The organism is Bradyrhizobium sp. 14AA (genome assembly GCF_054185205.1).
Map to the genome: position 1 here is coordinate 249579 of NZ_JAVAYM010000010.1, position 25104 is coordinate 274682.

The window sequence follows — 25104 nt, forward strand, 5'->3', positions numbered from 1 at the left end:
AGACCTTCAGCGGCCCTCAATCGGCGTTTTGGGCCGGCTACCGAGGCTCCCTGTGGCGACATCCGGCTCGCACATCGCCCTACCGCGTCCTTCCGCCTGGCAGCGATAGACGCTGCCGGTCATCCGATCGACCAGCCACATGTTCTCGTCGGTCGGCGCTTCGAGGCCGACATAGCGCGAGGTGAGCCCCGTGATCAGGGTCGACAGCAGGATCGCCACCGCGATCATCGCCGCGCCGATATAGATGGGCATGGAATTCAGGGACACTGTCCGATCCGGCGGGCCACTGCGATAGTCGCGCTGATAGTCGTTTGGCCTCGGCACTGGATGGAACTCGGCTCCGTTCATTTGCGCCTGTCGGATACAGCGTCCTGCTAGGCGTGCATCTTGCCGAAAAATTGTTCGCAGACTGGCCATCGCGCGACGGCTTTGCGACGATCGGTGAGCACAGGTTTCCACATGTGAACCCGTCCTCGCGGTCCGCGCCACGCGGCCTGCAGCGGTCCTTGGTGATCTGGATCACGCCAGGATTACCGCGGCTCGAACCCGCGCCGGGACGGATGCGACCACTGCTTTCGCGCGATCGCGCCCGTCCCTGGACCTGACCGCACGGCGGGGCCGTCATGCGCCGGCAACCCGCAAATCGCGCCAGGATGACCTCGGAAACCCCTGATGCCACCGTGACCAGGATCACACCCGGTCTTTTGAACCTTCCCTATGCTCGCAGCATCAAATCGCCATCAGGCGTAACAGCGAGGATACGACAATGACCCGTTTTGATAAGTTTTTTGGACTGAAGGCGATTACGATCTCGGCAGCGCTGTCGATGACGGCGGGCCTGGCACTGGCCGGCGACGGTAACGTCTCCACCAACCAGATCCTGGACGCGCTGAAGCCGAAGCCCGCGACCCGCGGCCTGTCGGCCGGGCCGCAGGCCGACCCGGCAGTGCAGGCCAAGGAATCGACCTTCCTGAACACGGTGCGCAACCGTTCGACCCGATCGCTCTCGACGGGCGAGCGCGAGCAGATCGCCGAACTGGCCGCCACCAAGCCGAAGATCGATCTGGAGATCCAGTTCGACTACAACTCGGCCGACATCGCCAGGACTTCGGTTCCCTCGGTGCAGGCGCTCGGCAAGGCGCTGTCCGATCCTTCGCTGAAGGGCTCGACCTTCGTGGTCGCGGGCCACACCGACGCCGTCGGCGGCGAAGAGTACAATCAGGGGCTCTCCGAGCGCCGCGCCGACACCATCAAGAAGTATCTGGTCCAGAACTACGGCCTCACCGGCACCGATCTCGTCACCGTCGGCTACGGCAAGACCAAGCTGAAGGATACCGCCAACGGTGCCGACCCGATCAACCGCCGCGTCCAGGTCGTGAACATGGACACCAAGACCGCGTCGAAATGATCCGATGACGCCCGCCGCCTGCCGCCCATGCGGCAGGCGGCGATGTCATATCCAGCTCTGGAACAGCATCAACCGGCCGAAGGTTCGCATCGAGGTGCCGATGAAGGCCGCCGAGATCGGCAGCATGATCGCAAAGCCAAGCGCGGCGATGCCGACATAGGCCCAGAGCAGCCAGCGCGGCAGGCCGTCCCGGCGCAGCGCGTAGACGAGCGCGAGCGAGGCCGCAGTCGCGGCCGGCAGATAATAGTAGATGAAACCGAGCGTACGCGGCAGCAGCGCCCAGGCGAGCCAGGGACCGAAATAGAACGCAGCGATCAGGAACGCATCCCAGCGGCGCGCGACGATGAAATCACGCAGCACCACGGCAAGCGCGAGCAGCGCCGGCCACAGCACCAGGGGATTGCCGAGGAAGACGATCGCCGAGACGTTGTCCTCGGCGGTCTTGTCGAACAGGAACCAGACCGGACGGGCGAGCAGCGGCCAGGACGGCCATGAGCTCATATAGGTATGTCCGGCGATCGCGGTGGTGGTGTTGTCGGCAAAGATCCGACGCTGCGCCTCGACCAGATCCGGCAGCGAGGCGCCGTAGAGCGGAACGAAAGCGGCGAGATATGTCATCGCCGGCAGCACGGCGAAGCAGAGCACGACATGCTGCAGGCGAAGATCGGGCCAGAGGTCGGGTCGGTACCAGTCACTCGGCTTCGCGTCGGCGAACAGCGTGCGCCACCCCTGCATCAGACGGATCACCGCGACGATGACGATGCAGACGCCGAGTGGAAACAGGCCGCTCCATTTGCACGCCGCGGCACAGCCGAACAGGCCGCCCGCGACCGCGAACAGCGCATGCGGCCGCTCGCGTCGAAAACCGTGCATGAAGGCGGCGGTCGCGAGCAGACCGAGGCCGAGCGCAAAGATGTCGAGCATGGCAATGCGCGCCTGCACGTACAGCATCTGGTTGAAACCGGCGATCAGCGCCGCGGCGATTGCGGGCCCTTGCGCGGAGAACAGCGCAAGCCCGCACAGATAGATCGCGGCGACCGCGAGGGCGCCGAACAATGTCCCGGGATAGCGCCAGCCTAGCGCGTTGTCGCCAAAGGCCGCGATCGATGCCGCGATCAGCTCCTTGGCCAGCGGCGGATGCATCGGATTGAGCATCGGCTGCGACAGCACGGGCGCCAGCATCTGCCGCGCCGCCGGCACATAGTGCACTTCGTCGAAGACAAGCTTCTCCGGCGTCGCAATGCCGATCAGCAGCGCGAGATGGGTAGCTAGGAAAATCGCGACAGCGATCACTGCGCTCCGCGACAGCTTCGGAACCGCGGGCAATTCGAGCGGCTGCCGTGGGGCTATTTTGCGTGGCAAATTTGCGTCACCGCGGACAAAAAGAAAGATCGCTGTTTTCATTGAACGCATTCTGCGGCAACTGTCACTAAGCATAACGCACGTACCGCGCCGCTTGTGATAATTCCGCCACATCGCAAGCGCGCGCGATCCGGTACGATCAGGGACACATCGATCGGTTGCGAAATGAATTTGCGTTTCTGGCTTTTCCCCACACTGTTCTCGGCCGCATTGTACGCGGCGCCTTGCGCGCAGGCGCAGACGCGCGTCGGCGAAGCCGTCGTGATCCAGAACGAAGTGGTGCGCGTGGCTGCGGCCACGACGCCGATCAGCGTCGGCGACAGCATGCTGCGCGACGAGACGGTGCGCACCGGCGCCGACAGCGCTGCCCGCTTCGTGATGGCCGACAGCACCAATCTGTCGCTCGGGCCCAGCGCCACGCTGAAGCTCGACCGCACCGTCTTCAACGACGAGCACAGCTACCGCGACGTCGCGATCCGCATGACGACAGGCGCATTCCGCTTCGTCACCGGTCATTCCGCCAAGACCGCCTACAAGATCACGACACCGCTCGCGACCATCGGCGTGCGCGGCACCACGCTCGACATCCTGTCGCAGCGCGGCCGCTCCGTCGTCGTGCTTCAGGACGGCGCGGCCAGCGTCTGCACGCTGAGTTTCCAGTGCGTGCAGCTCACCCAGCCCGGCGACACCGCGATCATCACCTCGACCGGCGGCAAGGTCAGCATCACCAAGGCCAATTCGCCGCCCTGGACCTTTGCCGCGACCTGCGCCGCCAATGCCGGGCTGTGCGCGGTCAACCAGTATGCGGACGCCGCGCCGACCATCACGCCCGCCGTCCAGGACGACGGCATGCTGTGCGGGCGCTGATGATGGCGAGGTTCGACTTCCGGCGCATCATCCTCACCGGCGTGCTGACCGCTGCGGCGGTGCTCGCGTTCGTGGCGCGAGATGTCCGTCCGGCGGCCGCCCAGTCGTTTTGCGAGTCCGAGTGTCCGATCCCCACCTCAACCTTCACGCCGACGCCCACGCCCACGTCGACCGGCACGTCGTCGACCACGCCGAACCCCAATCCGTCGCCTTATCCGAACCCAAGCCCGACCGGCGCCGATTCCAGCGGCAATTCGGTCGGCGGCCTCGCCAACCAGCGCTTCAACCAGATGGTCACCAACCGGGTGCTCGGCACGGTGCTGCTCGGCGTCAACGAGCAGGTCAATTGCAGTGACTGCGTCAGCGCATTCGGCTCGGCCGGCTCGTTCTCGGCCGGTATCCACGGCCGCAAGGAGCTAACCAACAATCTGTCGCTGCTCGCCGGCATCGCCTACACGCAATACAACGAGGGCGGCTACAAGATCACCAGCGCGCCGATCGGCGCCTTCGCGCTGCGCTACGACTTCACCGACTGGGGCTCCTCGCGCCCGTTCTTCGACGTCGGCACGATCCTGACGCCGTGGGAGAAGGCACGCTACACCCGCAGCTACAACACCAGTCTCGGCCCGGTGAGCGTCACGGGCTCGACCAATGCCTCGAACTACGCCGTCTACGGCCGCGCCGGCTGGATGAGCCGAATATCACCGCGCGACGAGGTCGCCGCCTCGATCGAGATCTGGCAACTCTGGCAGCGCGTGTCCGGCTATAGCGACAGCGCGGTCGCGTTCAACCCGTTCGATGCCACGATCGCGACCGGCACCGATCGCGCCAACCTCGTCAAGATCGGCGGCCAGTGGACCCATCTCTACGGCAGCAACGTCGAGGCCAACATCAATGGCGGCTGGGTGCAGTCCTTCGCCAGCCATAGCGGCATCGTCGCCACCGTGACCGGCAACGGCATGGTGGTGCCGACGATGGGCAACCAGGGCTGGTTCGAATATGGCGGCCGGCTCGGCTTCCGCGTGCAGAAGGGCTGGGTCGTGGATCTCTTCGCCAACGGCACGCTCGGTCCGCAGCCCGTCGGCAACACCATCCACGGCGGCCTGGGGCTGCGGATCAATTATTAGCCGGCGAGCACGGTCTCGTAGGGTGGGCAAAGCGAAAGCGTGCCCACCACTTCTTTCTAAGTCACGAAAAGACGGTGGGCACGGTGCAAGCGCGCCTTTGCCCACCCTACGACACCTGTGTTGACGTCACGCCGCCGATTTGCCCTCGAACGCCCGGCGCAAGGCATCCGCATCCAGCTTCACCATCTTCATCATGGCCTGCATCGCGCGGGCGGCCGCCGCCTTGTCGGGGCTCGTGAGAAAATCGAACATCACCTTCGGCACCACCTGCCAGGACACGCCCCAGCGATCTTTCAGCCAGCCGCATTGCTCTTCCTTGCCGCCATCGGCGAGCAGTGCGTTCCAGACGCTGTCGACCTGGGCCTGATCGTCGCAATGGATCATCAACGAGATGGCGTGGGTGTATTCCATCTTCATGCCGCCGTTGAGTGCGACCAGGGGCTGTCCCGCCACCGTGAACTCGACGACCAGCACGGAGCCTGCCTTGCCGGACGGATTGTCCGAAACGTTGCGCTGAACGTGCGTGATCTCCGAATTCGGCACGAGCGAGACGTAGAGTTTTGCGGCTTCCTCGGCATCGCCGTTGAACCACATACATGGCACGACCTTGGACATGGAGAACGCTCCTCTTCAGGTTATCAATGTTCGCAGGCTTCGATCAGGCGTTCGCCATGGCGGGCTGCGCAGGGACGGCCGCCATGTCCATCCAGTTCACACCCCACATGTGACCGTCCGGATCCTCGAAGCTGCGGCCGTACATGAAGCTGTATTCGTCCTTCGGGCTGGGATCGGCGACCCCGCCCGCGGCCTCGGCTTTGCCGACGATGGCGTCGACGTCGGCGCGGCTGTCGGCCGACAGGCAGAGCAACACCTGGTTCGAGGTCTTGGCATCCGCGATCGGCTTCGGCGTGAACTGGCGGAACTTGTCGTGGGTCAAGAGCATAGCGAAAATGGTCTCGGAGAAGACCATGCAGCTCGCCGTATCGTCGCTGAATTGCGGGTTCCTGACCGCGCCGACCGCCTCGTAAAAGGCCGTCGCGCGCTTGAGGTCGGTCACCGGCAAACTGACGAAAATCATCCTGGGCATCGGAAGCTCCTTGGGCGGGGTTCTGCCCAAGGACGGACGGCCTGACTGCCATCCGACACGGCTTCCAGATATTTTTTCAGGCCGCACCTGCGTGGTTCTGACCCACAGGACCAGCAGGCGTTCAGGCAGGCCCTACTTCTTCTCGTTCGGATCCCGGTGGATGGGGTCGACCCACAGCACGGTCTCGGGCTTCTCGACCGGCTCGATGTCGAGGTTGATCGCCACGGCCTCGCCGTCACTGCGCACCAGCACGCATTCCAGCACCTCGTCGGGGCTGGCATTGATCTCCTGGTGCGGCACATAGGGCGGGACGAAAATGAAATCGCCGGGGCCAGCCTCCGCGGTGAATTGCAGGCTCTCGCCCCAGCGCATCCGCGCCTTGCCCTTCACCACGTAGATGACGCTTTCGAGATGGCCATGGTGATGCGCGCCGGTCTTGGCGTCGGGCCTGATGCTGACGGTACCCGCCCACAATTTCTGCGCGCCGACGCGTGCGAAATTGATCGCGGCCGCGCGATCCATGCCTGCCGTCGATGGCACGTTCGTATCGAGCTGGTTGCCGGGAATGACGCGCACGCCGTCATGTTTCCAGCGATCGTCGTGATCGTGGTCATGGTGGGAATGCGAATGGTCATGGCCGGTCATGGGACTTGCTTTCTGTTGGTTCCGTGCGCGGCAAACTAACCCGAAGCCGCGTCGGCGAGCCATACCAAAATCGGAACCCTCATAGCTGCGGGACGTTGCCTTTGCGAGCAAAATGGAAGGAGGGTTTCATGGGTAGCACGACCGACAAGATCAAGGGCAACGCCAACGAGGCGATCGGCAAGGCCAAGCAGGGCATCGGCGAAGCCACCGGTTCCGACCGCATGAAGGGCGAAGGCGCGGTTCAGGAAGTGAAGGGCAAGGGCCAGCAGGCCATGGGCGATGCCAAGGACGCCGCGAAGGACGCGATCGATCGCGCCGCGGCTGCGGCACGCCGCGCGGCGGAGTGACGCGCAAGATTGAAAATGAAAAGACCGGCCTTACGGCCGGTCTTTTTCGCGCAATCATTCCGGCGCGGCGAAGAGCCAACCCGGAATCTCGAGATTCCGGGCCTGGTCCTGCGGACCATCCCGGAATGACGGCAAAGCCGCTATTTCACCGCGAGCAATTCCACGTCGAACATCAGCGTTGCGTTCGGCGGGATCACGCCACCGGCACCGCGGGCGCCGTAGCCGAGCTGCGGCGGAATGATCAGCGTGCGCTTGCCGCCGACCTTCATCGTGGCAACGCCCTCGTCCCAGCCGGCGATGACGCGGCCCTTGCCGATCGGGAATTCGAACGGCTCCTTGCGATCGACGGACGAGTCGAATTTCTTGCCCTTCTGGCCGTTCTCATAGAGCCAGCCGGTGTAGTGCATCACGCAGATCTGGCCGGACTTCGGCGAAGCACCTTCGCCGGTGACGGTGTCGATGATCTGCAAGCCTGAAGCTGTGGTCATGGTCTTTCCTGCGGTCTGGGCCGAGGCCGTGGTGGAAACGAAATGCGACACGCTGGCGATCACGGTGATCGCAAGTGCCGACATCAGGGCGAGGAGCATGCGCTGGAAACGCTGCATAAGACACCTTCCGTTTGAGGCGGGAGGTGTCTAGCGCACCGCGGGCGCCGTTTCCACCCCTCACACCTCGATATTTTCCAGCCGCACCGGCAGCTTGCGGATGCGCTGGCCGGTCGCGTGATGGATCGCGTTGCAGATCGCCGCGTTGGTGCCGACATTGGCAAGCTCGCCCAGCCCCTTCGCACCGGCGGGGTTGATGTGATCGTCCTGCTCGGACAGCAGGATCACCTCGACGCCCTCTACATCCGCATTCACGGGCACGAGATAGTCGGCAAGATTGTCGTTGACGTAGCGTGCGTAGCGCTCGTCGATCTCGGTGGCCTCCAGCAGCGCCGAAGACATGCCCCAGATCAGACCGCCCATCAGCTGGCTGCGCGCCGTGCGCGGGTTCATGATCCTGCCCGCCGCAAACGCGCCGACCAGGCGCGGCGTTCGGATCTCATGCGTGAAGCGGTTGACCCGGACCTCGACGAACTCGGCACCGAACGCGTAGGCGATCTTGTCCTTCATGGTGTGACCGCCGACGAGCCGCACCTGCCCACTGTGCATGGCGCGGAATGAATCCAGCGGCGCGCCTTCCGGCTTCCATTCGCCATACTCCTCGACGACGCCGACGCCGAGCGCGTCGAAAGCCTTCTCGATATCCAGCGCGCGGTCGCTCTTTGCTGCCTGCGTGCTCGGCGTCCGACCGATGCCGACGGTCTCCTTGGCCTTGTCGGCAAGGCTATCGCCCGGCATCACCGCCTTGAACAGCCTCTGGCGAATCTGGTCGCACACCATCATTACCGCCGAGCAGGTGCTGGCGGTCGAGTTCGAGCCTCCGGCAACCGGTGCAGGCGGCAGGTCGCTGTCACCGATGAAGACTGCAACCTGTTCAAGCGGCACACCGAGCCGTTCGGCCGCGGTCTGGGCGATGACCGTGTACGCGCCGGTCCCGATCTCATGGCCGGCGATCTCGACCCGGGTCCGGCCGTCACGCTGAAGGCGCACGCGGGCGGCCGCCGGCCCCATCTGCGTCGGATAGCAGGTGGCCGCGCAGCCGTAGCCGATCAACCAGTCACCCTCCGACATCGATTTCGGCTGCGGCGACCGCTGCGACCAGCCGAACGCTTTCGCGGCCTCGTCGAAGCAGGCCATCAGCGAGCGCGACGTGTAGGGCTTGCCGCCGATCGGCTCGACGGTGGTGTCGTTGATGCGACGAAGTTCGACCGGATCCATGTTGAGTTTGACTGCGAGCTCGTCCAGCGCGCTCTCCAGCGCGAACAGATATGGCACCTCCGGCGGCGAGCGCATGAAGCCCGGCGTGTTGCGGTCGGCGCGCACGATCGAGACCAGGCTCTCGACGTTGGGGCAGGCATAGAGCCGCGTCGTCGTCTTGGTGCCGCCGACGCAATAGGCGTCGGCACGCGAAGAGACTTCGGCGCCCTCATGCCTCAAGGCCACCAGTTTGCCGTCCCGGCTCGCCCCAAGCCTGATCTGATGGCGCGTCTCGGCGCGGTGGGTCGTGATCGTAAAGCCCTGGTCGCGAGTCGCGACCAGCTTGATCGGCCGATTCAGGCGCTTGGCAATGCCGGCGATGATGGCGGTCCGTGGCGTCATCGAGCCGCGCGAACCGAAGCCGCCGCCGACATAGGGATTGACCACGCGGACCTTGTCGGCGTCGATGCCGAGCTGCTCCGCGACGCCACTCTTCAGGCCATGGACATACTGGCTGCCCTCGTAGATGACGAGGTTGTCGCCCATCCAGACGCAGCTGGTGGTGAACAGCTCCATTGGATTGTGGTGCTGCGTCGGCGTGCCGTAGGAGGCGGTGAACTTGACCTCGGCCGCGTCGAACGCCTTGGCGAAGTCGCCGACCTCAGGGTCTTCCTTGAACTGCGCATTCTGTCCCTTCGCGGCGGCCGTGGTCGTCCCCGGCGAGTCGAAGCTCGCACTCGGTGTCATGGCCGTATAGCTGACCTTGACACGGTTGGCGGCCTCGCGTGCGGCCTCGTAGGTTTCCGCGATGACGATCGCGATGATCTGGCCGTCATGGGAGATGTCGGCCGATTTCAGCGGCTGGATCGTGGTGCCGGCATAGCCGCCATTGCTGAAGAGTTTCGACTCCTTCAGCTTCGGTGCGTTCTCGTGCGTGACGATGTCGATCACGCCGCGGGCACGCCTGGCATCGTCGAGATCGAAACCGTCGATGCGGCCTTTGGCGATGGCGCTGGTGACCAGGAAGGCATAAGCCGGATTGTCCAGCGGCATGTCGGAGGCGTAGGTCGCCCGGCCCGTGACCTTTGCGGTCCCATCGTAGCGCGGCGCCGGCTTGCCCATGTTGGCCTTCGGCTCGGGAGCTGCAGCGGTCATGATCGGATCTCCATCGTTACGGCCTGCTGGAGCGCGCGTGCCACCACGCGCTTGCCGAGCGCGATCTTGAAGCTGTTGTGCCGGCGTCCCCGGGCGTCTGCAAACGCGGCATCCGCAACGCGCTGCGCCAGCGCTTCGTCGAACTTCTGTCCCTTCAGCAGCGCCTCCGCCTCGCGCGCCCGCCACGGCACCGTGGCAACACCGCCCAGCGCGACACGCGCGTCCTTGATCGTGCCATCCTGCACGTCGAGCGCGACCGCAGCCGACGACAGCGCGAATTCATAGGACTGCCGGTCGCGTGCCTTGAGGTACACCGAACGCGGCCAGCGGCCGGGAACGGAAAAGGCCGAGATCAACTCACCCGCCTGCAGCGCGGTCTCGATGTCGGGCGTGTTGCCCGGCGCCTTGTGCAGCTCTGTGAACGGCATGTTGCGCGTGCCGGACCTGCCGGTGATCTCGACCATGGCATCCAGCGCGATCAGCGCCTGAGCGAAATCGCCGGGATAGGTCGCGATGCACTGATCGGAGGTGCCGAGCACGGCGTGCATGCGGTTGACGCCGTCCATGGCGGCGCAGCCGGAGCCGGGATTGCGCTTGTTGCAATTCTCATAGGAGACATCGCGGAAATAGCTGCAGCGCGTCCGCTGCATCACGTTGCCGCCGAGCGTCGCCATGTTGCGCAGCTGGGCGCTGGCCGCCAGCTTCAGTGCATTCGCGATCACGGGATAACTGCGCTGGATCTCGACATGTGCCGCAACGTCGGACATCTTTGCCAGCGCGCCGAGCCGCAAGGCCTCGCTGCCCGGCTCGATCGCCGACCAGCCGCGGGCAAGCGGATTGATGTCGACGATCGCGGCGGGCCGCATCACATCCAGCTTCATCAGATCGATCAGCGTGGTGCCGCCGGCAAGCGGCTGTGCTGTCGCCTTCGTCAGCGGATTGTTAGCCGCCGCGGCGGCGCTGAGCGCCTGCAGGGCCATGTCGGGGTCGGTCGCCCTCTGGTACGAAAAAGGTCGCATGCGACTAGCCCTTCATGATCTCGGGCGCCGCCTGCTTCACAGCCGCGACGATGTTGGGATAGGCCGCGCAGCGGCAGATGTTGCCGCTCATATATTCGCGGATGTCGGCCTCGCTGCCCGCGTGCCCCTCCTTGACGCAGGCGACCGCCGACATGATCTGGCCAGGCGTGCAGTAGCCGCACTGAAACGCGTCGTTGTCGATGAAGGCCTGCTGCATCGGATGCAGGCGATCGTCGGTGGCAAGCCCCTCGATCGTCGTGATCTCCTGCCCTTCGGCGGCGACCGCAAGCGTCAGGCACGACACGACGCGCCGATCGTCGATCAGCACCGTGCAGGCGCCACACTGACCGTGATCGCAGCCCTTCTTGCTGCCGGTGAGCTTGAGATGGTCGCGCAGCGCATCGAGCACGGTGGTGCGGGCATCGATCCACAGGCGCTTGTCCTTGCCGTTGACCTGCAGCGTGACGTCGACGGGAAGCGACGGATCCTGCACGACCGACGTGCTCGCATCCTGCGCGGCCGCACGCGCGGTCATTGGCACCAGCGCACTGCCGGCAGCACCCGCCATGAAGGCGCGCCGGTCGAATCCGGATGGTCTGGAACTTGATTTATCGGACATGGACGGCCTCCGCCGCTTCAAGCAAAGCAGCGCACGCCTGCGCCGCTCACCGCCCACCAACTTGGGGCCATGAGCTCCGTTCCGAACGAGAAAGGGCGACGCAGCAGATGCCGCGTCGCCCTTCGTCAACTTTTTCTGATCCTGCGCGAGGAACCTCGCGCGCCGATCAATAGCCGAGCGCGCAGCCATCCTTGCGCGGATCGGAACCGCCGGTCAGCGTGCCCTTGTCCCAGTCGATCCAGATCGCCTGGGCGCCGCCGAGCGGACCGACCACGCTGGCGGTCTTGTGGCCGATCTTCTTCAGGCCTTCGACGATGTCGGCCGGCACGCTGTCCTCGAGCTGATACTGGCCCTCGTAGTGCAGGCCGCGCGGCATGTCGATCGCCTCCTGCACGTCGCAGCCATAGTCGAGGATGTTGGTCAGGAGATGGGTCTGGCCGGTCGGCTGGTACTGTCCGCCCATCACGGCGAACGACATCGTGGAACGGCCGCCCTTGGTGAGCAGACCCGGCATGATCGTGTGCAGCGGGCGCTTGCCGCCCTCGATGCAGTTGGGATGGCCCGGCTGGATGCGGAAGCCGCCGGCGCGATTCTGGAACAGCACGCCCGTCTTGTTGGAGACGATGGCCGAGCCGAAGGAATGCGCGACCGAGTTGATGAACGAGCAGACGTTGCGGTCCTTGTCCACCACCGTGATGTAGATGGTCGACGGGTTCATCGGCGGCGCGACGTTCGGCAGGTCGAGCATGCCGTCCATGCGGATCTTGCTGATGTACTCGTCGGCAAAACCCTTTTCGAGCATCTCGGCGACGTTGATCTTCATGTGATCGGGGGAGGCGACATGCATCTCGCGATTCATGTAGGCGATGCGCGCGGCTTCCGCCTCGAGATGGAAGCGCTCGACGCTCAGCGGCGCATACTTCGTCAGGTCGAAGCGCGACAGGATGTTGAGCATCAACAGCGCGGTGACGCCCGGGCCGTTCGGCGGGCATTGCCAGACGTCGTAGCCCTTGTACATGGTGCCGATCGGCGTCGTCGTCTCGGTGGTGTGCGCGGCAAAATCGTCGAGCGTGTGCAGACCGCCGATGCCGCGCAGGGTCTCGACCATGTCTTCGGCGATGGCGCCCTTGTAGAAGGCGTCGCGGCCGTCCTTGGCGATCGCCCGCAGCGTCTTGCCGAGCTCGGCCTGGCGGATGACGTCGCCGGCGACCGGCGGCTTGCCGCCCGGCAGCAGATAGCGCTGGGTGTTGGTGCCGTTCTTCAGCTTCTCGAACTGGTTCTTCCAGTCGAAGGCGATGCGCGGGGCGACGACGTAGCCCTCTTCCGCCGCCTTGATCGCAGGCTGGAGCAGCCGGTCGAAGCCGAACTTGCCGTGATCCCGCAGCACGGTCGCAAAGGCGTCGATCACGCCGGGGATCGAGACCGCATGCGCCGAGGTCAGCGGCACGGAAGTGATCTTGCGCTCAAGATACCAGTCGGCGTTCGCCGCCTTCGGCGCCCGGCCGGAGCCGTTATAGGCGAGGATCTTGCCCTCGCCGCGCGGCTGGATCAGCGCAAAACAGTCACCGCCGATGCCGGTCGATTGCGGCTCGATCACGCCGAGCACGGCCGACCCCGCGACCGCCGCGTCGACCGCCGTGCCGCCCTCGCGCAGCACCTCGATCGCAGCGAGCGACGCCTGCGGATGCGAGGTCGCCACCATCGCGTTGGTGGCGTGGACCGTGGACCTGCCGGGGAAATGGAAGTTTCTCATCGAATTCTTGCTCTCGTTAGGCTGTCTTGGGCCGTGTACGCGGATGGCGCGCCATCCCGGAAAAAACCGGGCCTACATGACACATTCCGGCCCGCCGGGGCAATGCTGGCATACCAGGGAAATGGCAGCCATCCGCTGTTAGTCCTTTCGCGATCCGCAGCCATGCGGGTTTTCTGGGCGGCGGCCGCCTGCTAAACGAGCCGCATGCTGACCAAGGTCGCCGCCTTCTACCAATTCGCCGCCCTGCCCGATTACCGCGAGCTGCGCGAGCCGCTGCGCGCGTTCTGCGCTGGTCTCGCGCTGAGGGGCAGCGTGTTGCTGGCACAGGAGGGCATCAACGGCACGGTCGCGGGCGCGCCGGAGGCGATCGACACCCTCGCCCATGAGCTTGCACACGGCAGCATGTTCGGCGGCAGGCTGAACAATCTCGAATTGAAGTTCTCGACCGCCGCAGCGATGCCGTTTGGCCGCCTCAAGGTGCGGCTCAAGAAGGAGATCGTCACGCTCGGCGACGCGGCCGCCGATCCGACACGCCAGGTCGGCACCTATGTCGATGCAGCCGAATGGAACGCCTTGATCGCGGCGCCCGATACGCTGGTGCTCGACACCCGCAACGCCTTCGAGGTAGCGATGGGCACGTTCAAGAGCGCGGTCGATCCCGGCATCAGGAGCTTTGGCCAGTTCAAGGACTTTGCCGCCGAGCAGCTCGATCCGGCAAAACATCGCAAGATCGCGATGTTCTGCACGGGCGGCATCCGCTGCGAGAAGGCGAGCGCACATCTGCTCGCACGTGGCTTTGCCGAGGTCTACCACCTCAAGGGCGGCATCCTGAAATATCTGGAAGAGGTGCCGGAGGCGCAGAGCCGCTGGCGTGGCGAATGCTTCGTGTTCGACGAGCGCGTCGCGCTCGGCCATGGTCTGCGCGAACGGAGCTCGCTCGAACAAGACATGGGGCACGACCGTGACGAATGAGATCAAGACGCTCGCCGAGCGCATCGACGCGCTGGAGATGCGCATCGCCTATCAGGACGACACCATCGAGACGCTGAACCAGACGATTACCGCGCAGTGGAAGCAGATCGACGTGCTGACGCGGAAGATCACAGAGCTCGGCGAGCGGCTTCAGGAAGCCGAAGCGAACGCGCCGGGCCCCGCCAACGAGCCCCCGCCGCATTATTGAGCGATCTTACTCGCCGACCGCCCTGGGCAACAGGTTCATGACCTCGCCCGACATCATCAGGCGGTCGCGGCCTGCGTCCTTGGCGGCATAGAGCGCGCGGTCCGCGGCCTCCACCAGTGAAGCCGTTCCCGCGGTGCGCTCGAACGAAGGGCGGCAGGCAGCGCCGCCGAGCGAGGCGCTCACGCATCCCGAACTCGGGCTCGAGGCGTGGACGAGGCCGGCCTCGTGAATGGCCTGGCGGATCCGCTCGCCGATCCGGGCGCAGCCGGCAGCATCGGTATTCGGTAGCAGCATCGCGAATTCCTCGCCGCCGTAGCGCGCCGCCAGATCGCCGGCGCGCTGCATCTCCGCCGCGAGGATCTTGGCGATCACGCGCAGGCAGGCATCGCCCGCGGGATGGCCGTATTCGTCGTTGTAGGCCTTGAAGTGGTCGACGTCGATCATCAGCAGAGCGAGGCTGGAACGGTCGCGATAGGCGCGCGCCCATTCTTCCTTCAACCGCTCGTCGAAGCGGCGGCGGTTGGCAAGCCCGGTGAGGCTGTCCTCGATCGCAAGCGTCTCGAGCCTGGTTTCCAGCTGCTTGTGCTCGGTGATGTCGCGCGAGATCGCGACCACGCCGTCGACGCGGCCATTGTCCTTCCGCGTCACCCGCATGGTCGATTCGAGCCAGACTTCGCCCTTCTGCCGGTGCGAGCTGCGGTAGGTGACGCGCGCCTCCTCTTTCTCGCCACGCTTCATGGCGTCGACGATCGCCTGGACCCGCGGCAGGTCGTCCGCATGAACGCCGGCGAGTGCCGGCGTTCCGATCAGCTGATTGGCGCGCCAGCCGACGACGCGCGCCGACGACGGCGAGACGTAGCGCAGCCGCTCGTCGAGCCCGATGCGGGTCACCATGTCGCTGGAGCCTTCGGCAAGCAGCCGGAAATGGGCTTCCTTCTCGACCAGCGCGGCCGCCATGCGCTGGCCCCGCTGCAGCTGCCGCACCAGCACCGCGCCGATGATCGCGATCAGCATGACCAGCGCGAGCACGTAGAGCATGCGGGAGATCGCCGCGGCGCGCCAGGGCGCCAGCAGCTCGTCCCTGTCGACGGTGGCGAGCAGGAAGAACGGATAGCGGTTGCTGCGCTTGAAGAAGCTGACTCGTTCGGCGCCGTCCAGCGGCGACTTGAAGTGATAGGCGCCGCTCGGCCCCTGCAGGCTCGGGTTGCGAAACAGCGGCTTGTCGGCGACGCTGCGTCCGACGAATTTCTCGTTGCTCGGATAGCGCGCGACGATCAGGCCGTCGCCATGTGTCAGCGCCACGGAGCTGTTGCGGCCGATCTCGAACTGCTCGTAGAAACGCGACAGATATCCGGAACTGATGGTCGCGAGCACCACGCCGCCGAAGCTGCCGTCCGGCTTGTTGAAGCGGCGCGACAGGGTGATGACCCATTCGCCATCGAGCAGGCTCTTCACGGGACGGCCGAGATGAGCCTCACGTTTCGGGGACAGCTGGTGCTGGCGGAAGAACGCGTCGTCGCTGAACGTCGAGCCGATCGTGCCCGGCGAGGTCAGCCAGTTGCCGTGGTCGTCGATGATGGCGAGGCTGTGGACCCGCTCCATCGCCTTCTTGCGCGCCTCCAGGAGGGTTCTGAGCTTGGCGATCGTAGCCGGTTCGGTGCCGTCCATCTCCAGCCGGCTGACGACGCCGACGACGCCGGAATCCAGGAGGTCGAGGCTGTCCTCGGCGTGCTGCGTCAGCGAGCGCGCAACATTGGCCATCTCGGTCTCGGCACCTCTGAGCACCGCCTCGCGTGCCGCCCATTCGCGCCAGCCGCTGACGCCGAGGATGGTCGCGCAGGTGAGAACGACGAATGCCGCCGCGCGCAGCGGCAGGCGGCTCCATCCGGCTCTGAGGGTCACAACGTTCATGCGGCAGAATATCTCCGATCGTTTTCGGAACCTCTGCCGCTTCTATTATTGAACTCTGAAATCACTACCGGAATACGCGGCGATCTCCCCGGTTTCCAGTAGTCCTACGGACGCAAGGATTCGCGCATCGCTAACAAGACATTAGCAAACCTGTCGGAATCCGGCCTTCCCGCCGCTAGCTGAAGAGCGCCTTAACCTTGTCCCAGAGCGAAGGATGGTCGGCATCCGCATCGGCCCTGGAGGGCGTCGGCTGGGTGGCGCTCACGGGATCGGAAGCGGGGAAGGTATCTTTCAGCCCGGCGTCGAGCTTGGTATGGCGGTCGGCAGTGAGCGCCTCGCGCAGATCGTCGGCATGCTTGTCGTGCGGCGCGGGATTGAATGTCTCAGCCATGATCTCCTCCATTGGCTGGTCAACGCGGTCCAATTGCGCTGGTTCCCCTGTTCCGCTGAGGACCGGGGCGGTGTATCAGGGGCCATAACCTTGTGCAGGACCATTCGTGCCCCAGTCTGCGACGAAACCTTTCATCGACGTGCTCTCCGGCCAGCGCCAGACCATCCCGCCCATGTGGATGATGCGGCAGGCCGGTCGTTACCTGCCGGAATATCGCGAGGTGCGCGCCAAGGCCGGCGGCTTCCTCGATCTCTGCTTCAATCCAGAGCTTGCGGCCGAGGTGACGCTGCAACCGATCCGCAGGTTCGGCTTCGACGCCGCGATCATCTTCTCCGACATTCTCGTGATCCCTTACGCGCTCGGCCGCTCGGTGCGCTTCGAGGTCGGCGAGGGTCCGCGGCTCGAGCCGCTGGACGATCCCGCCAAGGTCGCGACGCTCGCCGCGCGCGCCGATTTCGGTAAGCTCGCGCCGGTGTTCGAGGCACTCAAGATCGTGCGCGCCGCGCTCGATCCGAAGACCGCGCTGATCGGCTTCTGCGGGGCACCGTGGACGGTCGCGACCTACATGGTCGCCGGCCAGGGCACGCCGGACCAGGCGCCGGCGCGGATGATGGCCTACCGGCATCCGGAGGCGTTTGCGAAAATCATCGACGTGCTGGTGGAGAACTCGATCGAATATCTGCTGGCCCAGCTCGCTGCCGGCGCCAATGCCTTGCAGATCTTCGACACCTGGGCGGGCGTGCTGCCGCCGGCCGAGTTCGCGCGCTGGTCGGTCGAGCCGACGCGGCGCATCGTCGAAGGCGTGCGCGCAAAAGTGCCGGATGCGAAGATCATCGGCTTCCCGCGCGGCGCCGGCGCGCAATTGCCTGGTTACGTCGAGGCGACCGGCGTGAATGCCGTGAGCATCGACTGGACCGCGGAGCCCGCCTTCATCCGCGAGCGCGTCCAAAGCAAGGTCGCCGTGCAGGGCAATCTCGATCCGCTGGCGCTGATTACCGGTGGCGCAGCCCTCGACCGCGCGGTCGACAACGTGCTGGCGAATTTTGCGCAGGGCCGGCTGATCTTCAACCTCGGCCACGGCATCCAGCCGGAGACTCCGATCGCCCATGTCGAGCAGATGCTGAAGCGCGTGCGGGGGTGAATGGCGACCGGCCTCTCCACATCGTCATGGCCGGGCTCGTCCCGGCCATCCACGCCTAACCACGCAGCACGAAGAACGTGGATGCCCGGGACAAGCCCGGGCATGACGACCTCTTATGGCCGGCTCAACAAAAAAAACGCGAAAACAACCCCATGCACAGTACAAATCATTGAAGAATTTCGCGCGACGCACTCATTCGCTTTTTCAGAATATGATTTGACCCGTCGGGCAAAACAGGGCATACTGCCATCATCGCCCCAACGCCATTTTGCCGAGAGCAGATCGGACGTGCATACCCATGATCGACGAACCGAGCGAGCACTCTGGCACTGCTGAGGCCAGATTGGCTGAGGCAGTGTCGGCATTCCGGAATTGGGCTGATTGCTACCCGGTTGGCGAGCGATCTGGTGAGTGGGAATGCGACTACGATCAATGGCCATCGATCACGAGTGCCTTCACCGCATTTTTGGATTCAGGCGTCCCGCAGCGTTGGAACGCTTCGGTCATCGAGATGCTGCTTTACATCCTTGCCCGCGACAATGAAATGGAGATGCTCAAGGAAGAGCTGATCACCAGGCCTGCTCATCTCGTGGTTTTGGCGAGGGCCGCCCTCCGTTCAACGGAACAAGACGCCCGATGGCAGCTTGCAGATGCCCTTGGGAGCATTGAGCTTCCCGCCAATGAAGTTGAACCGCTGCTGGTGCAACTTTTTCACGATCGGGATGAGTACGTAAGCCGGCGGGCGCTTCTTGCTCTCGCTCGCAGACAGACAAGTGAGGCAGAGGCGCTTGCGCTTCGCGCGTGGAGCACCGAGCACGAATATCAGCGCATGGCCGCGCTCGAAGCACTTTTCGCCTGTCGCTCGCCATTGCTCCAGTCGCATCTGGATCTCGCTGAGCGCGACGGGCGGCAACATCTCGTCAATGCTGCCAACAAGCTCCGCTCGAAGTAGGCTTACAAGGAAAGCCAGTAAAGGGGCGATCTTCCAGACACTCGTCTCGCACTGGCGCACAAGTGCTCGTCAGGTACAAATGTCCGTCGTCTGGAAGAAAGCTTTTCTACCGCGGCCGGCTGCGCTCGATGATTTCAGCGGCGCCCTTACCAAGCAAATCGAGACCCACCGCACGGCCGAGTTCACGCGGCCGGTTGGCGGGGCCTTCGCGCGAGGCTTCGATGATGGTGTTGCCGGAGAGGTCGAGCACGGACGCGGTGAGCGACATCCGATCGCCTGTGATGGTCGAGAAGCCGGCCACCGGCGAATTGCAGTGGCCGTTCAGCACCCACAGCACTTCGCGTTCGGCATCGGCACAAGCATGCGCTGAGGGATCGTCGATCGATGCGAGGATGCGCCGCGTCTGCCAGTCCTGCGCTGCGCATTCGACCGCGACAATGCCCTGCCCTGCCGCCGGCAGCATCTCAGCCGCGGTGAATTCGTAGGCGATACGGCCGGCGAGACCGACGCGGTCGAGGCCGGAACGCGCCATGATCAGCGCATCGGCCGGGCCCACGGCGCCGCCATCCGGCAGGCGCTGCTTCTCGCCATTGTCGAGCTTGCGCACACGCGTGTCGGCGGCGCCGCGGAAGTGGATGACTTCCACGTCCGGAAACAGCCGCCGCGCATAGGCCGCCCGGCGCACCGCATTGGTGCCGATTTTAAAGCCCTTGCCGCGGGACTGGCGCAGCGCCTCGATCGTTACGCCCTCGCGCAGCACCAGCGCGTCGTTCGGCGGATCGCGCGACAGCGTCGCGCCGATGACGAGGCCGGGCGTGTCCTCGTTGCCCGGCATGTCCTTCAGCGAGTGCATCGCCGCCTGCAACTCGCCCGAGAGTACGGCGGCGCGGATCTGCGCGACGAAGGCGCCGCCCTTGCCGCCATGCGGCAGCAGCTTGCTGGTCTGGTCGAGATCGCCCGTGGTGTCGAACTTGACGATCTCGACGTCGAGACCCGGCACGGCGGCGGTCAGGCGGCGCGCGATCTCTTCCGTCTGTGCCAGCGCCATCGCGCTCTTGCGGGTGCCGATCTTCAGTCGCGTAGCCAAGCCGTTCTCCATCAGTCGCGCGGGTTAGCGCGCATCCTCCAATATCATGTCGGAGGCCTTTTCGGCGATCATGATGATCGGCGCGTTGGTGTTCCCCGACACGAGGTCCGGCATGACCGAGCCGTCGACGACGCGAAGGCCTTCGAGCCCCCTCACCTTCAGCCGCTGGTCGACCACCGCGAGCGCGTCATTGCCCATACGACAGGTCGAGGTCGGATGGTAGATGGTGCTGCCGCGCTCGCGGCAATAATCGAGCAGCTCGGCGTCCGTGGATACCTTCGCGCCGGGATCGTACTCACCAGCCACGAACGGCTTCAGCGCCGGCGCGCTCAATATCCTGCGCAGGATCTTCAGGCCTTCGACGTTGGTAGTGCGGTCGGTCTCGGTCGACATGTAGTTGATGCGGATCTCCGGCGGCACGGTCGGGTCCGCGCTTCTGATGCGCAGGGAGCCGCGGCTTTCGGGACGGAGCTGGCACACCGACGCGGTGAAGCCGGAGAAATCGTGCAGCTTCTCGCCCATCTTGTCGGTCGAGAACGGCAGGAAGTGGACCTGGATGTCGGGCGAAGCCAGCCGCGGGCTGGTCTTGAAGAACGCGCCCGCCGTGCCGGCCGCGATCGTCAGCCAGCCCTTGCGGAACAGCGCATAGCGCGCGCCGGCGAGCGTGCGGCGGAGCGGATTGTTGACGGTGTCGTTGAGCGTGATCTTCTGCGAGCAGCGCATCACGATGCGGACCTGCATGTGGTCCTGGAGATCGTGGCCGACGCCTTGCGCGTCGAGCACGACGTCGATGCCATGCTTGCGCAGGAGATCCGCAGGGCCGACGCCGGAGAGCTGCAAGAGCTGCGGCGAGTTGTAGGCGCCGCTCGACAGCACGACCTCCTTGCGCGCGCGGGCGCGGCGCACATTTGCGCCTTGGCGATATTCAACGCCGACCGCACGGCGTCCCTCGAACAGCACGCGCTGGCCGAGCGCGGAGGTTTCGACCTTGAGATTGCCGCGGGTCTTCGCGGGGCCGAGATAGGCCACCGCCGTCGAGGCGCGGCGGCCATTGCGCGTCGTGGTCTGGAACAGGCCGACGCCCTCCTGCGTGGCGCCGTTGAAATCGGGATTGTAGGGCAGACCGGTCTCGACCGCAGCGTCCATGAACGCCTTCGACAGCGGATCGGTCACGACCATGTTGGAGACCGGCAGCGGACCGCCGCTGCCGTGATATTGATCGGCGCCGCGCGTCTGGTTCTCGGCCTTCTTGAAATATGGCAGCACGTCGTCATAGCCCCAGCCGGCATTGCCGTGCTGGCGCCAGCGGTCGTAATCCTCGTGCTGGCCGCGCACGTAAAGCAGGCCGTTGATCGAGCTCGATCCGCCCAGCGTTTTTCCGCGCGGCTGGAACACTTGCCGTCCCTTCAATTCGGGCTCCGGCTCGGTCTGGTACATCCAGTTGACCGTCTTCTCCTTGAACAGCTTGCCATAGCCGAGCGGCACGTGGATCCAGATGTTGGAATCCTTCGGGCCGGCCTCGAGCAGCAGCACGCTGTGCTTGCCGTTCGCCGACAACCGGTTGGCGAGCACGCAGCCGGCCGAGCCGGCGCCGACGATGACATAGTCGAATTCGGGATCAGTGGATGCGAGAGAGGAATTTGCGTTCATGCGCTAGTCTTCTTGTTGTGTGGGCGTTTCCGGTTCGTCACTAGCACAATCATGCAGCGACGCGCAGCGCCTCGACCAGCGACTTGAACGCACGGGCATATTCCGCGCCCGCCCTTGCGATATCGGCGCGTCCGGCGCAGGCGACCGCGGCCTCCGTCACCGCGCCGAGCAGCAGCCGCGCCAGCGGCTCGACCGGCTGCTTTGCGATCAGGCCGGCTTCCATGGCAGTCGCAATCGCACGCGGCAGCTTGCCGCCAAAATGCTGCGCGTCGATCGCGCGCCAGCGCTCCCAGCCGAGCACGGCGGGGCCGTCGCGCAGGATGATCTGGCCGGTCGGGCCCTTGGCGGTCGCGGCGAAGTAATGCTGGGTGCCGGCGACCATCGCGGCGAGCACGTCCTTCTCGGCGCGGGCGGCGCTGTCGATCTCGACGACAAGATCGCGCGAGACCAGATCGAACACGGCTTCGAATACCGCCTCCTTGGTCTTGAAGTGATGATAGACCGCGCCCTTGGCGATGCGCGCGTCTTCCGCGATCTCGTCCATGGTGGTGGCGGCAAAGCCTTGCGTGCCGAACAGCCGGCGCGCCACCGTCAGGATCGCCTCGATCGTCGCCGCGCGCCGCTCCGCCTGCTTTGCCATGCTGTTCCGTTCTAGTCCAATTCGGCGGACGCGGCCAGTTGACTTTTCGACTACCGGTCGGTATTTACCGACCAGTGGTCGGTTTTATCGTGAGGTGGATCATGCCCAGCCTTGATGTCGTCGAAGCGTTTGCCAAGCGCCTGGAGGACGGGGATTTCGTCGGCGCGATAGAACAATTCTATACGCCCGACGCCGCGACCTATGAGAACAACGCCGCGCCGACGGTCGGGCGCGACAAGCTGGTCGCGAAGGAGCGCGGCGTGCTGGCCGCGACCAAGGAGGTCAAGGCCGTGCGCATCGGGCCGAGCCTGATCGAAGGCGATCATGTCGCGACCCGCTGGGTTTTCACCTTCACCAATGCGGAAGGAGTGACGCGGACGCTGGACGAGATCGCGTGGCAAACCTGGCGGGGCGATCAGCTGGTCGAGGAGCGGTTCTATTACGATCCGAAGCAGATGGGGCGGTGACTGCGAGCCTAGACACTGCTGTCATCGCCCGGCTTGACCGGGCGATCCAGTACGCCGAGACAGTTGAGGCTCAATCGAGACGCCGCGGCGTACTGGATGCCCCGCCTTCGCGGGGCATGACGGCGGAGTTTTTTGCGGCCCCTCCCTTTTCCAACACCGCGCATTTGTATCGATTTGTTATCGATACGAGGACTGGAACACGCAGAAGTGGTCGAGCCGATCGCCGCAAGCGGCGATAATTCATAGTTCCTCAAAGGTTTGCGGCGAATTGTCCAGGCCTAGCCGGACCAACGTCCGATGCTGCCAGGCTCTCGAATGCGGACTCAAACGACCAGCTATGTCGCGCGGCTGTTCGCCGGTGATCTGTCGGCCTTTGGCGGTCCCGCAACCGACGAGGCCGTCGCCGGCCATATCCGGGCCGAGCAGATGTCCCTGGTGCTCGGCTATTCGGTCGGCATCATGCTTGCCAATGCCTGCAACGCCATCGTGCTGGCGATCGCGCTGTGGCAGTCGCCGGACGGGATGTTCGCCCTGATCTGGGCGGTTGCCGTGGCCGGCGGCGCGATCGCATTCGGCCTGCAATCCCACGCCGCGCGCCGCATCACCAAGCCGCAATTCGTCTCCCGCCGCGCCATGCACCGGCTGGTGCGCAATGCCTTTCTGCTCGGCGCGGCATGGGGCATCGTCCCGGTCGCCTTCTTCGCCAACGCCTCGACCGGCGGCCAGCTCGTCATCACCTGTCTGTGCTCGGGAATGCTGGCGGGCGGCGCGCTTGCCTTCGCCACGATCCCGATCGCGGCCATTGCCTTCACGGCGCCGATCTTCATCGGGATCGCCATCTGCCTCGGCAGGAACGGCGATCTGGCCTTTCTGCTGATTGCCTTCCTCGTCGTGGTCTACGGAAGCGTGCTGCTGCGCGGCGTGTTCGTCAACTCGTTCTCGTTCGCGCGCCGGGTGATGCGGCAGATCGAGGCCGAGCGCACGGTGCGGCAGGATTCGCTGACGCAGCTGCCCAACCGCTTCGCCTTCAACGAGACGCTCGACGCCGCCTTGAAGCGGCTGGCCTTGTCCGGCGAGGAATTCGCCGTGCTGCTGCTCGACCTCGATCGCTTCAAGGAGGTCAACGACAAATTCGGCCACCCCGCCGGCGACGAATTCCTGGTCCAGGTCGCGAGCCGCCTGCAGCGCTGCACGCGCGCGGCCGAGCATGTCGCGCGCATCGGCGGCGACGAGTTCGCGCTGGTGATGGCCAACCTGGCGCGGCCCGAGGATGCGCTCGAGATCGCCGAGCGCTTCGTCACAGCCTTCGACGAGCCGTTCCGGATCGAGGGGCGCCAGATCGTCGGCGCGACCAGCGTCGGCATCGTGCTGGCGCCGCGCGACGGCAACACGCCGCTCGACGTCATGAAGAACGCGGATGCCGCGCTCTATCGCGCCAAGAAGGCGGGACCCGGCACGGTCCGCTTCTTCGAGGAAGCCGACGACAGGGTCTCCCGCGACCGCAAGGCGCTGCAAGCGGATCTGGAAGGTGCGGTCGGGCGAGACGAGCTGTTTCTGGTGTTCCAGCCGTTCTTCGACCTCGGCAACAATCGCATCACCGGCTTCGAGGCGCTGTTGCGCTGGCAGCATCCCTCGCGCGGACTGGTGCCGCCGAGCGAGTTCATTCCGATCGCCGAGGAAACCGGGCTGATCCACGAGATCGGCGAATGGGTCATCCGCCGCGCCTGCGCGACGGTTGCGCAGTGGCCGGACGGGATCAGGGTCGCGGTGAATTTCTCCGCGGCGCAGTTTCACAACACCGGCATTCTCCAGATCATCGTGCAGGCGCTTGCCGACGCCAAGATCGCCCCGCACCGGCTCGAGATCGAGATCACGGAATCGATGCTGCTGTCGAAATACGGCTCGGCGGAGTCAGTGCTGAACGCGCTGCTGGAGCTCGGCGTCACCGTGGCGCTCGACGATTTCGGCACCGGCTTCTCCTCGCTCACCTATCTGCGCAAGCTGCCGTTCAGCCGGATCAAGATCGACCAGTCCTTCATTCGCGACATGCTGGTGCAGCCGGACTGCGCCGCGATCGTGAAGTCGGTGATCTCGCTCGCGCGCGACCTCAACATCGGCGTGGTCGCCGAAGGCGTCGAGACCGCCGATCAGCTCGAATATCTGCGCCAGATCAGTTGCGACGAAGTGCAGGGTTATCTGATCAGCCGGCCGGTGTCGGCGGACGGCGTGCTGGCGCTGCTCGACACGAAGAAGCGGGCAACCTACGCAGCGTAGGGCGCCAACACTTTCCACGAGCGTCATGGCCGGGCTTGTCCCGGCCATCCACGTCTTACTCGGCGGCACGAAGAACGTGGATGCCCGGGACAAGCCCACGGCTGTCCGGTTCAAAATTATTGGACAGAGCGCATGGCGTTGATTCTACTCGATCCTGGACGTCTGCAAGCGTTCCGGGACACGAATGGAGATCAGCGCCATGCCGCACCACAATACAGTA

25 protein-coding genes are annotated in these 25104 nt (G+C 65.1%); 10 read left to right on the forward strand and 15 right to left on the reverse strand.

The window, feature by feature from the left end; translation table 11 throughout:
- Positions 1-6 precede the first annotated feature (6 nt).
- Positions 7-252 (reverse strand): hypothetical protein, encoded by a 246-nt coding sequence (locus RAD15_RS20290; RefSeq protein WP_458179940.1) that lies wholly within the window; start codon positions 250-252, stop codon positions 7-9.
- Positions 253-766: 514 nt separating this feature from the next.
- Here RAD15_RS20290 and RAD15_RS20295 point away from each other — a divergent pair.
- Complete coding sequence (locus RAD15_RS20295; protein WP_458179899.1) at positions 767-1408, forward strand: OmpA family protein; 642 nt, start codon at positions 767-769, stop codon at positions 1406-1408.
- A 45-nt stretch (positions 1409-1453) separates the two neighbouring features.
- On the opposite strand, the gene RAD15_RS20300 is transcribed toward RAD15_RS20295, so the two are convergent.
- Positions 1454-2884 (reverse strand): phospholipid carrier-dependent glycosyltransferase, encoded by a 1431-nt coding sequence (locus RAD15_RS20300; RefSeq protein WP_458179900.1) that lies wholly within the window; start codon positions 2882-2884, stop codon positions 1454-1456.
- Positions 2885-2935: 51 nt separating this feature from the next.
- Here RAD15_RS20300 and RAD15_RS20305 point away from each other — a divergent pair, with 51 nt between their 5' ends.
- Both RAD15_RS20305 and RAD15_RS20310 read left to right on the forward strand, forming a co-directional pair.
- Entirely contained in the window at positions 2936-3637 is a 702-nt protein-coding gene (locus RAD15_RS20305; RefSeq protein ID WP_458179901.1) for a FecR family protein, read from the forward strand.
- Between the two features lie 2 nt (positions 3638-3639).
- Positions 3640-4764 (forward strand): hypothetical protein, encoded by a 1125-nt coding sequence (locus RAD15_RS20310; RefSeq protein ID WP_458179902.1) that lies wholly within the window; start codon positions 3640-3642, stop codon positions 4762-4764.
- Positions 4765-4890: 126 nt separating this feature from the next.
- Here the strand turns inward: RAD15_RS20310 and RAD15_RS20315 are convergent, their stop codons facing one another.
- The 3 genes from RAD15_RS20315 to RAD15_RS20325 all read right to left on the reverse strand — a co-directional run bounded on the left by RAD15_RS20315 (position 4891) and on the right by RAD15_RS20325 (position 6496).
- Positions 4891-5379, reverse strand: a complete 489-nt coding sequence (locus RAD15_RS20315; protein ID WP_458179903.1) for a VOC family protein — start codon at positions 5377-5379, stop codon at positions 4891-4893.
- A 43-nt stretch (positions 5380-5422) separates the two neighbouring features.
- The gene (locus RAD15_RS20320) at positions 5423-5851 is read right to left on the reverse strand and encodes a VOC family protein (protein WP_458179905.1); all 429 of its coding nucleotides are present in this window, start codon (positions 5849-5851) and stop codon (positions 5423-5425) included.
- 132 nt (positions 5852-5983) lie between these two features.
- Positions 5984-6496: a cupin domain-containing protein gene (locus RAD15_RS20325; protein WP_458179906.1), complete on the reverse strand. Its 513-nt coding sequence runs from the start codon at positions 6494-6496 to the stop codon at positions 5984-5986.
- Between the two features lie 128 nt (positions 6497-6624).
- Here RAD15_RS20325 and RAD15_RS20330 point away from each other — a divergent pair, with 128 nt between their 5' ends.
- On the forward strand, positions 6625-6843 hold the full coding sequence (locus RAD15_RS20330; RefSeq protein ID WP_458179907.1) for a CsbD family protein: 219 nt from the start codon (positions 6625-6627) through the stop codon (positions 6841-6843).
- A gap of 140 nt (positions 6844-6983) precedes the next feature.
- Here RAD15_RS20330 and RAD15_RS20335 read toward each other — a convergent pair whose 3' ends face one another.
- The 5 genes from RAD15_RS20335 to ggt all read right to left on the reverse strand — a co-directional run bounded on the left by RAD15_RS20335 (position 6984) and on the right by ggt (position 13191).
- Positions 6984-7448 carry an FKBP-type peptidyl-prolyl cis-trans isomerase gene (locus RAD15_RS20335; RefSeq protein ID WP_458179908.1) on the reverse strand — a complete coding sequence of 155 codons (465 nt, stop codon included), beginning with the start codon at positions 7446-7448 and terminating at the stop codon, positions 6984-6986.
- Positions 7449-7508: 60 nt separating this feature from the next.
- The gene (locus RAD15_RS20340) at positions 7509-9800 is read right to left on the reverse strand and encodes a xanthine dehydrogenase family protein molybdopterin-binding subunit (protein ID WP_458179909.1); all 2292 of its coding nucleotides are present in this window, start codon (positions 9798-9800) and stop codon (positions 7509-7511) included.
- The gene (locus tag RAD15_RS20345; RefSeq protein ID WP_458179911.1) at positions 9797-10819 is read right to left on the reverse strand and encodes an FAD binding domain-containing protein; all 1023 of its coding nucleotides are present in this window, start codon (positions 10817-10819) and stop codon (positions 9797-9799) included. The genes RAD15_RS20340 and RAD15_RS20345 overlap by 4 nt, the downstream gene beginning before the upstream one ends.
- 4 nt (positions 10820-10823) lie before the next feature.
- Positions 10824-11438: a (2Fe-2S)-binding protein gene (locus RAD15_RS20350; RefSeq protein ID WP_458179913.1), complete on the reverse strand. Its 615-nt coding sequence runs from the start codon at positions 11436-11438 to the stop codon at positions 10824-10826.
- A 166-nt stretch (positions 11439-11604) separates the two neighbouring features.
- Positions 11605-13191 (reverse strand): gamma-glutamyltransferase, encoded by a 1587-nt coding sequence (ggt, locus tag RAD15_RS20355; RefSeq protein ID WP_458179914.1) that lies wholly within the window; start codon positions 13189-13191, stop codon positions 11605-11607.
- 204 nt (positions 13192-13395) lie between these two features.
- Between ggt and trhO the strand changes: the two genes are divergently transcribed.
- Together trhO and RAD15_RS20365 are read left to right on the forward strand one after the other, a co-directional pair.
- On the forward strand, positions 13396-14163 hold the full coding sequence (trhO, locus tag RAD15_RS20360) for an oxygen-dependent tRNA uridine(34) hydroxylase TrhO (protein ID WP_458179915.1): 768 nt from the start codon (positions 13396-13398) through the stop codon (positions 14161-14163).
- Entirely contained in the window at positions 14153-14371 is a 219-nt protein-coding gene (locus RAD15_RS20365) for a SlyX family protein (protein ID WP_458179916.1), read from the forward strand. Before trhO ends, RAD15_RS20365 begins: the two co-directional genes overlap by 11 nt.
- A 6-nt stretch (positions 14372-14377) precedes the next feature.
- Here RAD15_RS20365 and RAD15_RS20370 read toward each other — a convergent pair whose 3' ends face one another.
- Together RAD15_RS20370 and RAD15_RS20375 are read right to left on the reverse strand one after the other, a co-directional pair.
- Entirely contained in the window at positions 14378-16282 is a 1905-nt protein-coding gene (locus RAD15_RS20370; protein ID WP_458179917.1) for a sensor domain-containing diguanylate cyclase, read from the reverse strand.
- 175 nt (positions 16283-16457) lie between these two features.
- Positions 16458-16673: a hypothetical protein gene (locus RAD15_RS20375; protein WP_458179918.1), complete on the reverse strand. Its 216-nt coding sequence runs from the start codon at positions 16671-16673 to the stop codon at positions 16458-16460.
- Between the two features lie 106 nt (positions 16674-16779).
- Here RAD15_RS20375 and hemE point away from each other — a divergent pair, with 106 nt between their 5' ends.
- Positions 16780-17814, forward strand: coding sequence for a uroporphyrinogen decarboxylase (gene hemE, locus RAD15_RS20380; RefSeq protein WP_458179919.1), 1035 nt, complete (start codon positions 16780-16782; stop codon positions 17812-17814).
- A 298-nt stretch (positions 17815-18112) separates the two neighbouring features.
- The gene (locus RAD15_RS20385; protein WP_458179920.1) at positions 18113-18766 is read left to right on the forward strand and encodes a HEAT repeat domain-containing protein; all 654 of its coding nucleotides are present in this window, start codon (positions 18113-18115) and stop codon (positions 18764-18766) included.
- 106 nt (positions 18767-18872) lie between these two features.
- Here the strand turns inward: RAD15_RS20385 and hemC are convergent, their stop codons facing one another.
- Genes hemC through RAD15_RS20400 form a run of 3 tightly spaced genes read right to left on the reverse strand, consistent with a single transcriptional unit; the run spans position 18873 to position 22143 of the window.
- Complete coding sequence (hemC, locus tag RAD15_RS20390) at positions 18873-19853, reverse strand: hydroxymethylbilane synthase (protein WP_458179921.1); 981 nt, start codon at positions 19851-19853, stop codon at positions 18873-18875.
- Positions 19854-19877: 24 nt separating this feature from the next.
- A complete protein-coding gene (locus RAD15_RS20395) occupies positions 19878-21503 on the reverse strand; it encodes a GMC family oxidoreductase (RefSeq protein WP_458179922.1) in 1626 nt (541 codons plus the stop codon).
- A gap of 49 nt (positions 21504-21552) precedes the next feature.
- The gene (locus tag RAD15_RS20400) at positions 21553-22143 is read right to left on the reverse strand and encodes a TetR/AcrR family transcriptional regulator (RefSeq protein WP_458179923.1); all 591 of its coding nucleotides are present in this window, start codon (positions 22141-22143) and stop codon (positions 21553-21555) included.
- Positions 22144-22244: 101 nt separating this feature from the next.
- Here RAD15_RS20400 and RAD15_RS20405 point away from each other — a divergent pair, with 101 nt between their 5' ends.
- Together RAD15_RS20405 and RAD15_RS20410 are read left to right on the forward strand one after the other, a co-directional pair.
- The gene (locus RAD15_RS20405) at positions 22245-22610 is read left to right on the forward strand and encodes a nuclear transport factor 2 family protein (RefSeq protein WP_458179924.1); all 366 of its coding nucleotides are present in this window, start codon (positions 22245-22247) and stop codon (positions 22608-22610) included.
- A gap of 315 nt (positions 22611-22925) precedes the next feature.
- The gene (locus RAD15_RS20410) at positions 22926-24884 is read left to right on the forward strand and encodes a putative bifunctional diguanylate cyclase/phosphodiesterase (RefSeq protein ID WP_458179925.1); all 1959 of its coding nucleotides are present in this window, start codon (positions 22926-22928) and stop codon (positions 24882-24884) included.
- Positions 24885-25104: the final 220 nt, after the last annotated feature.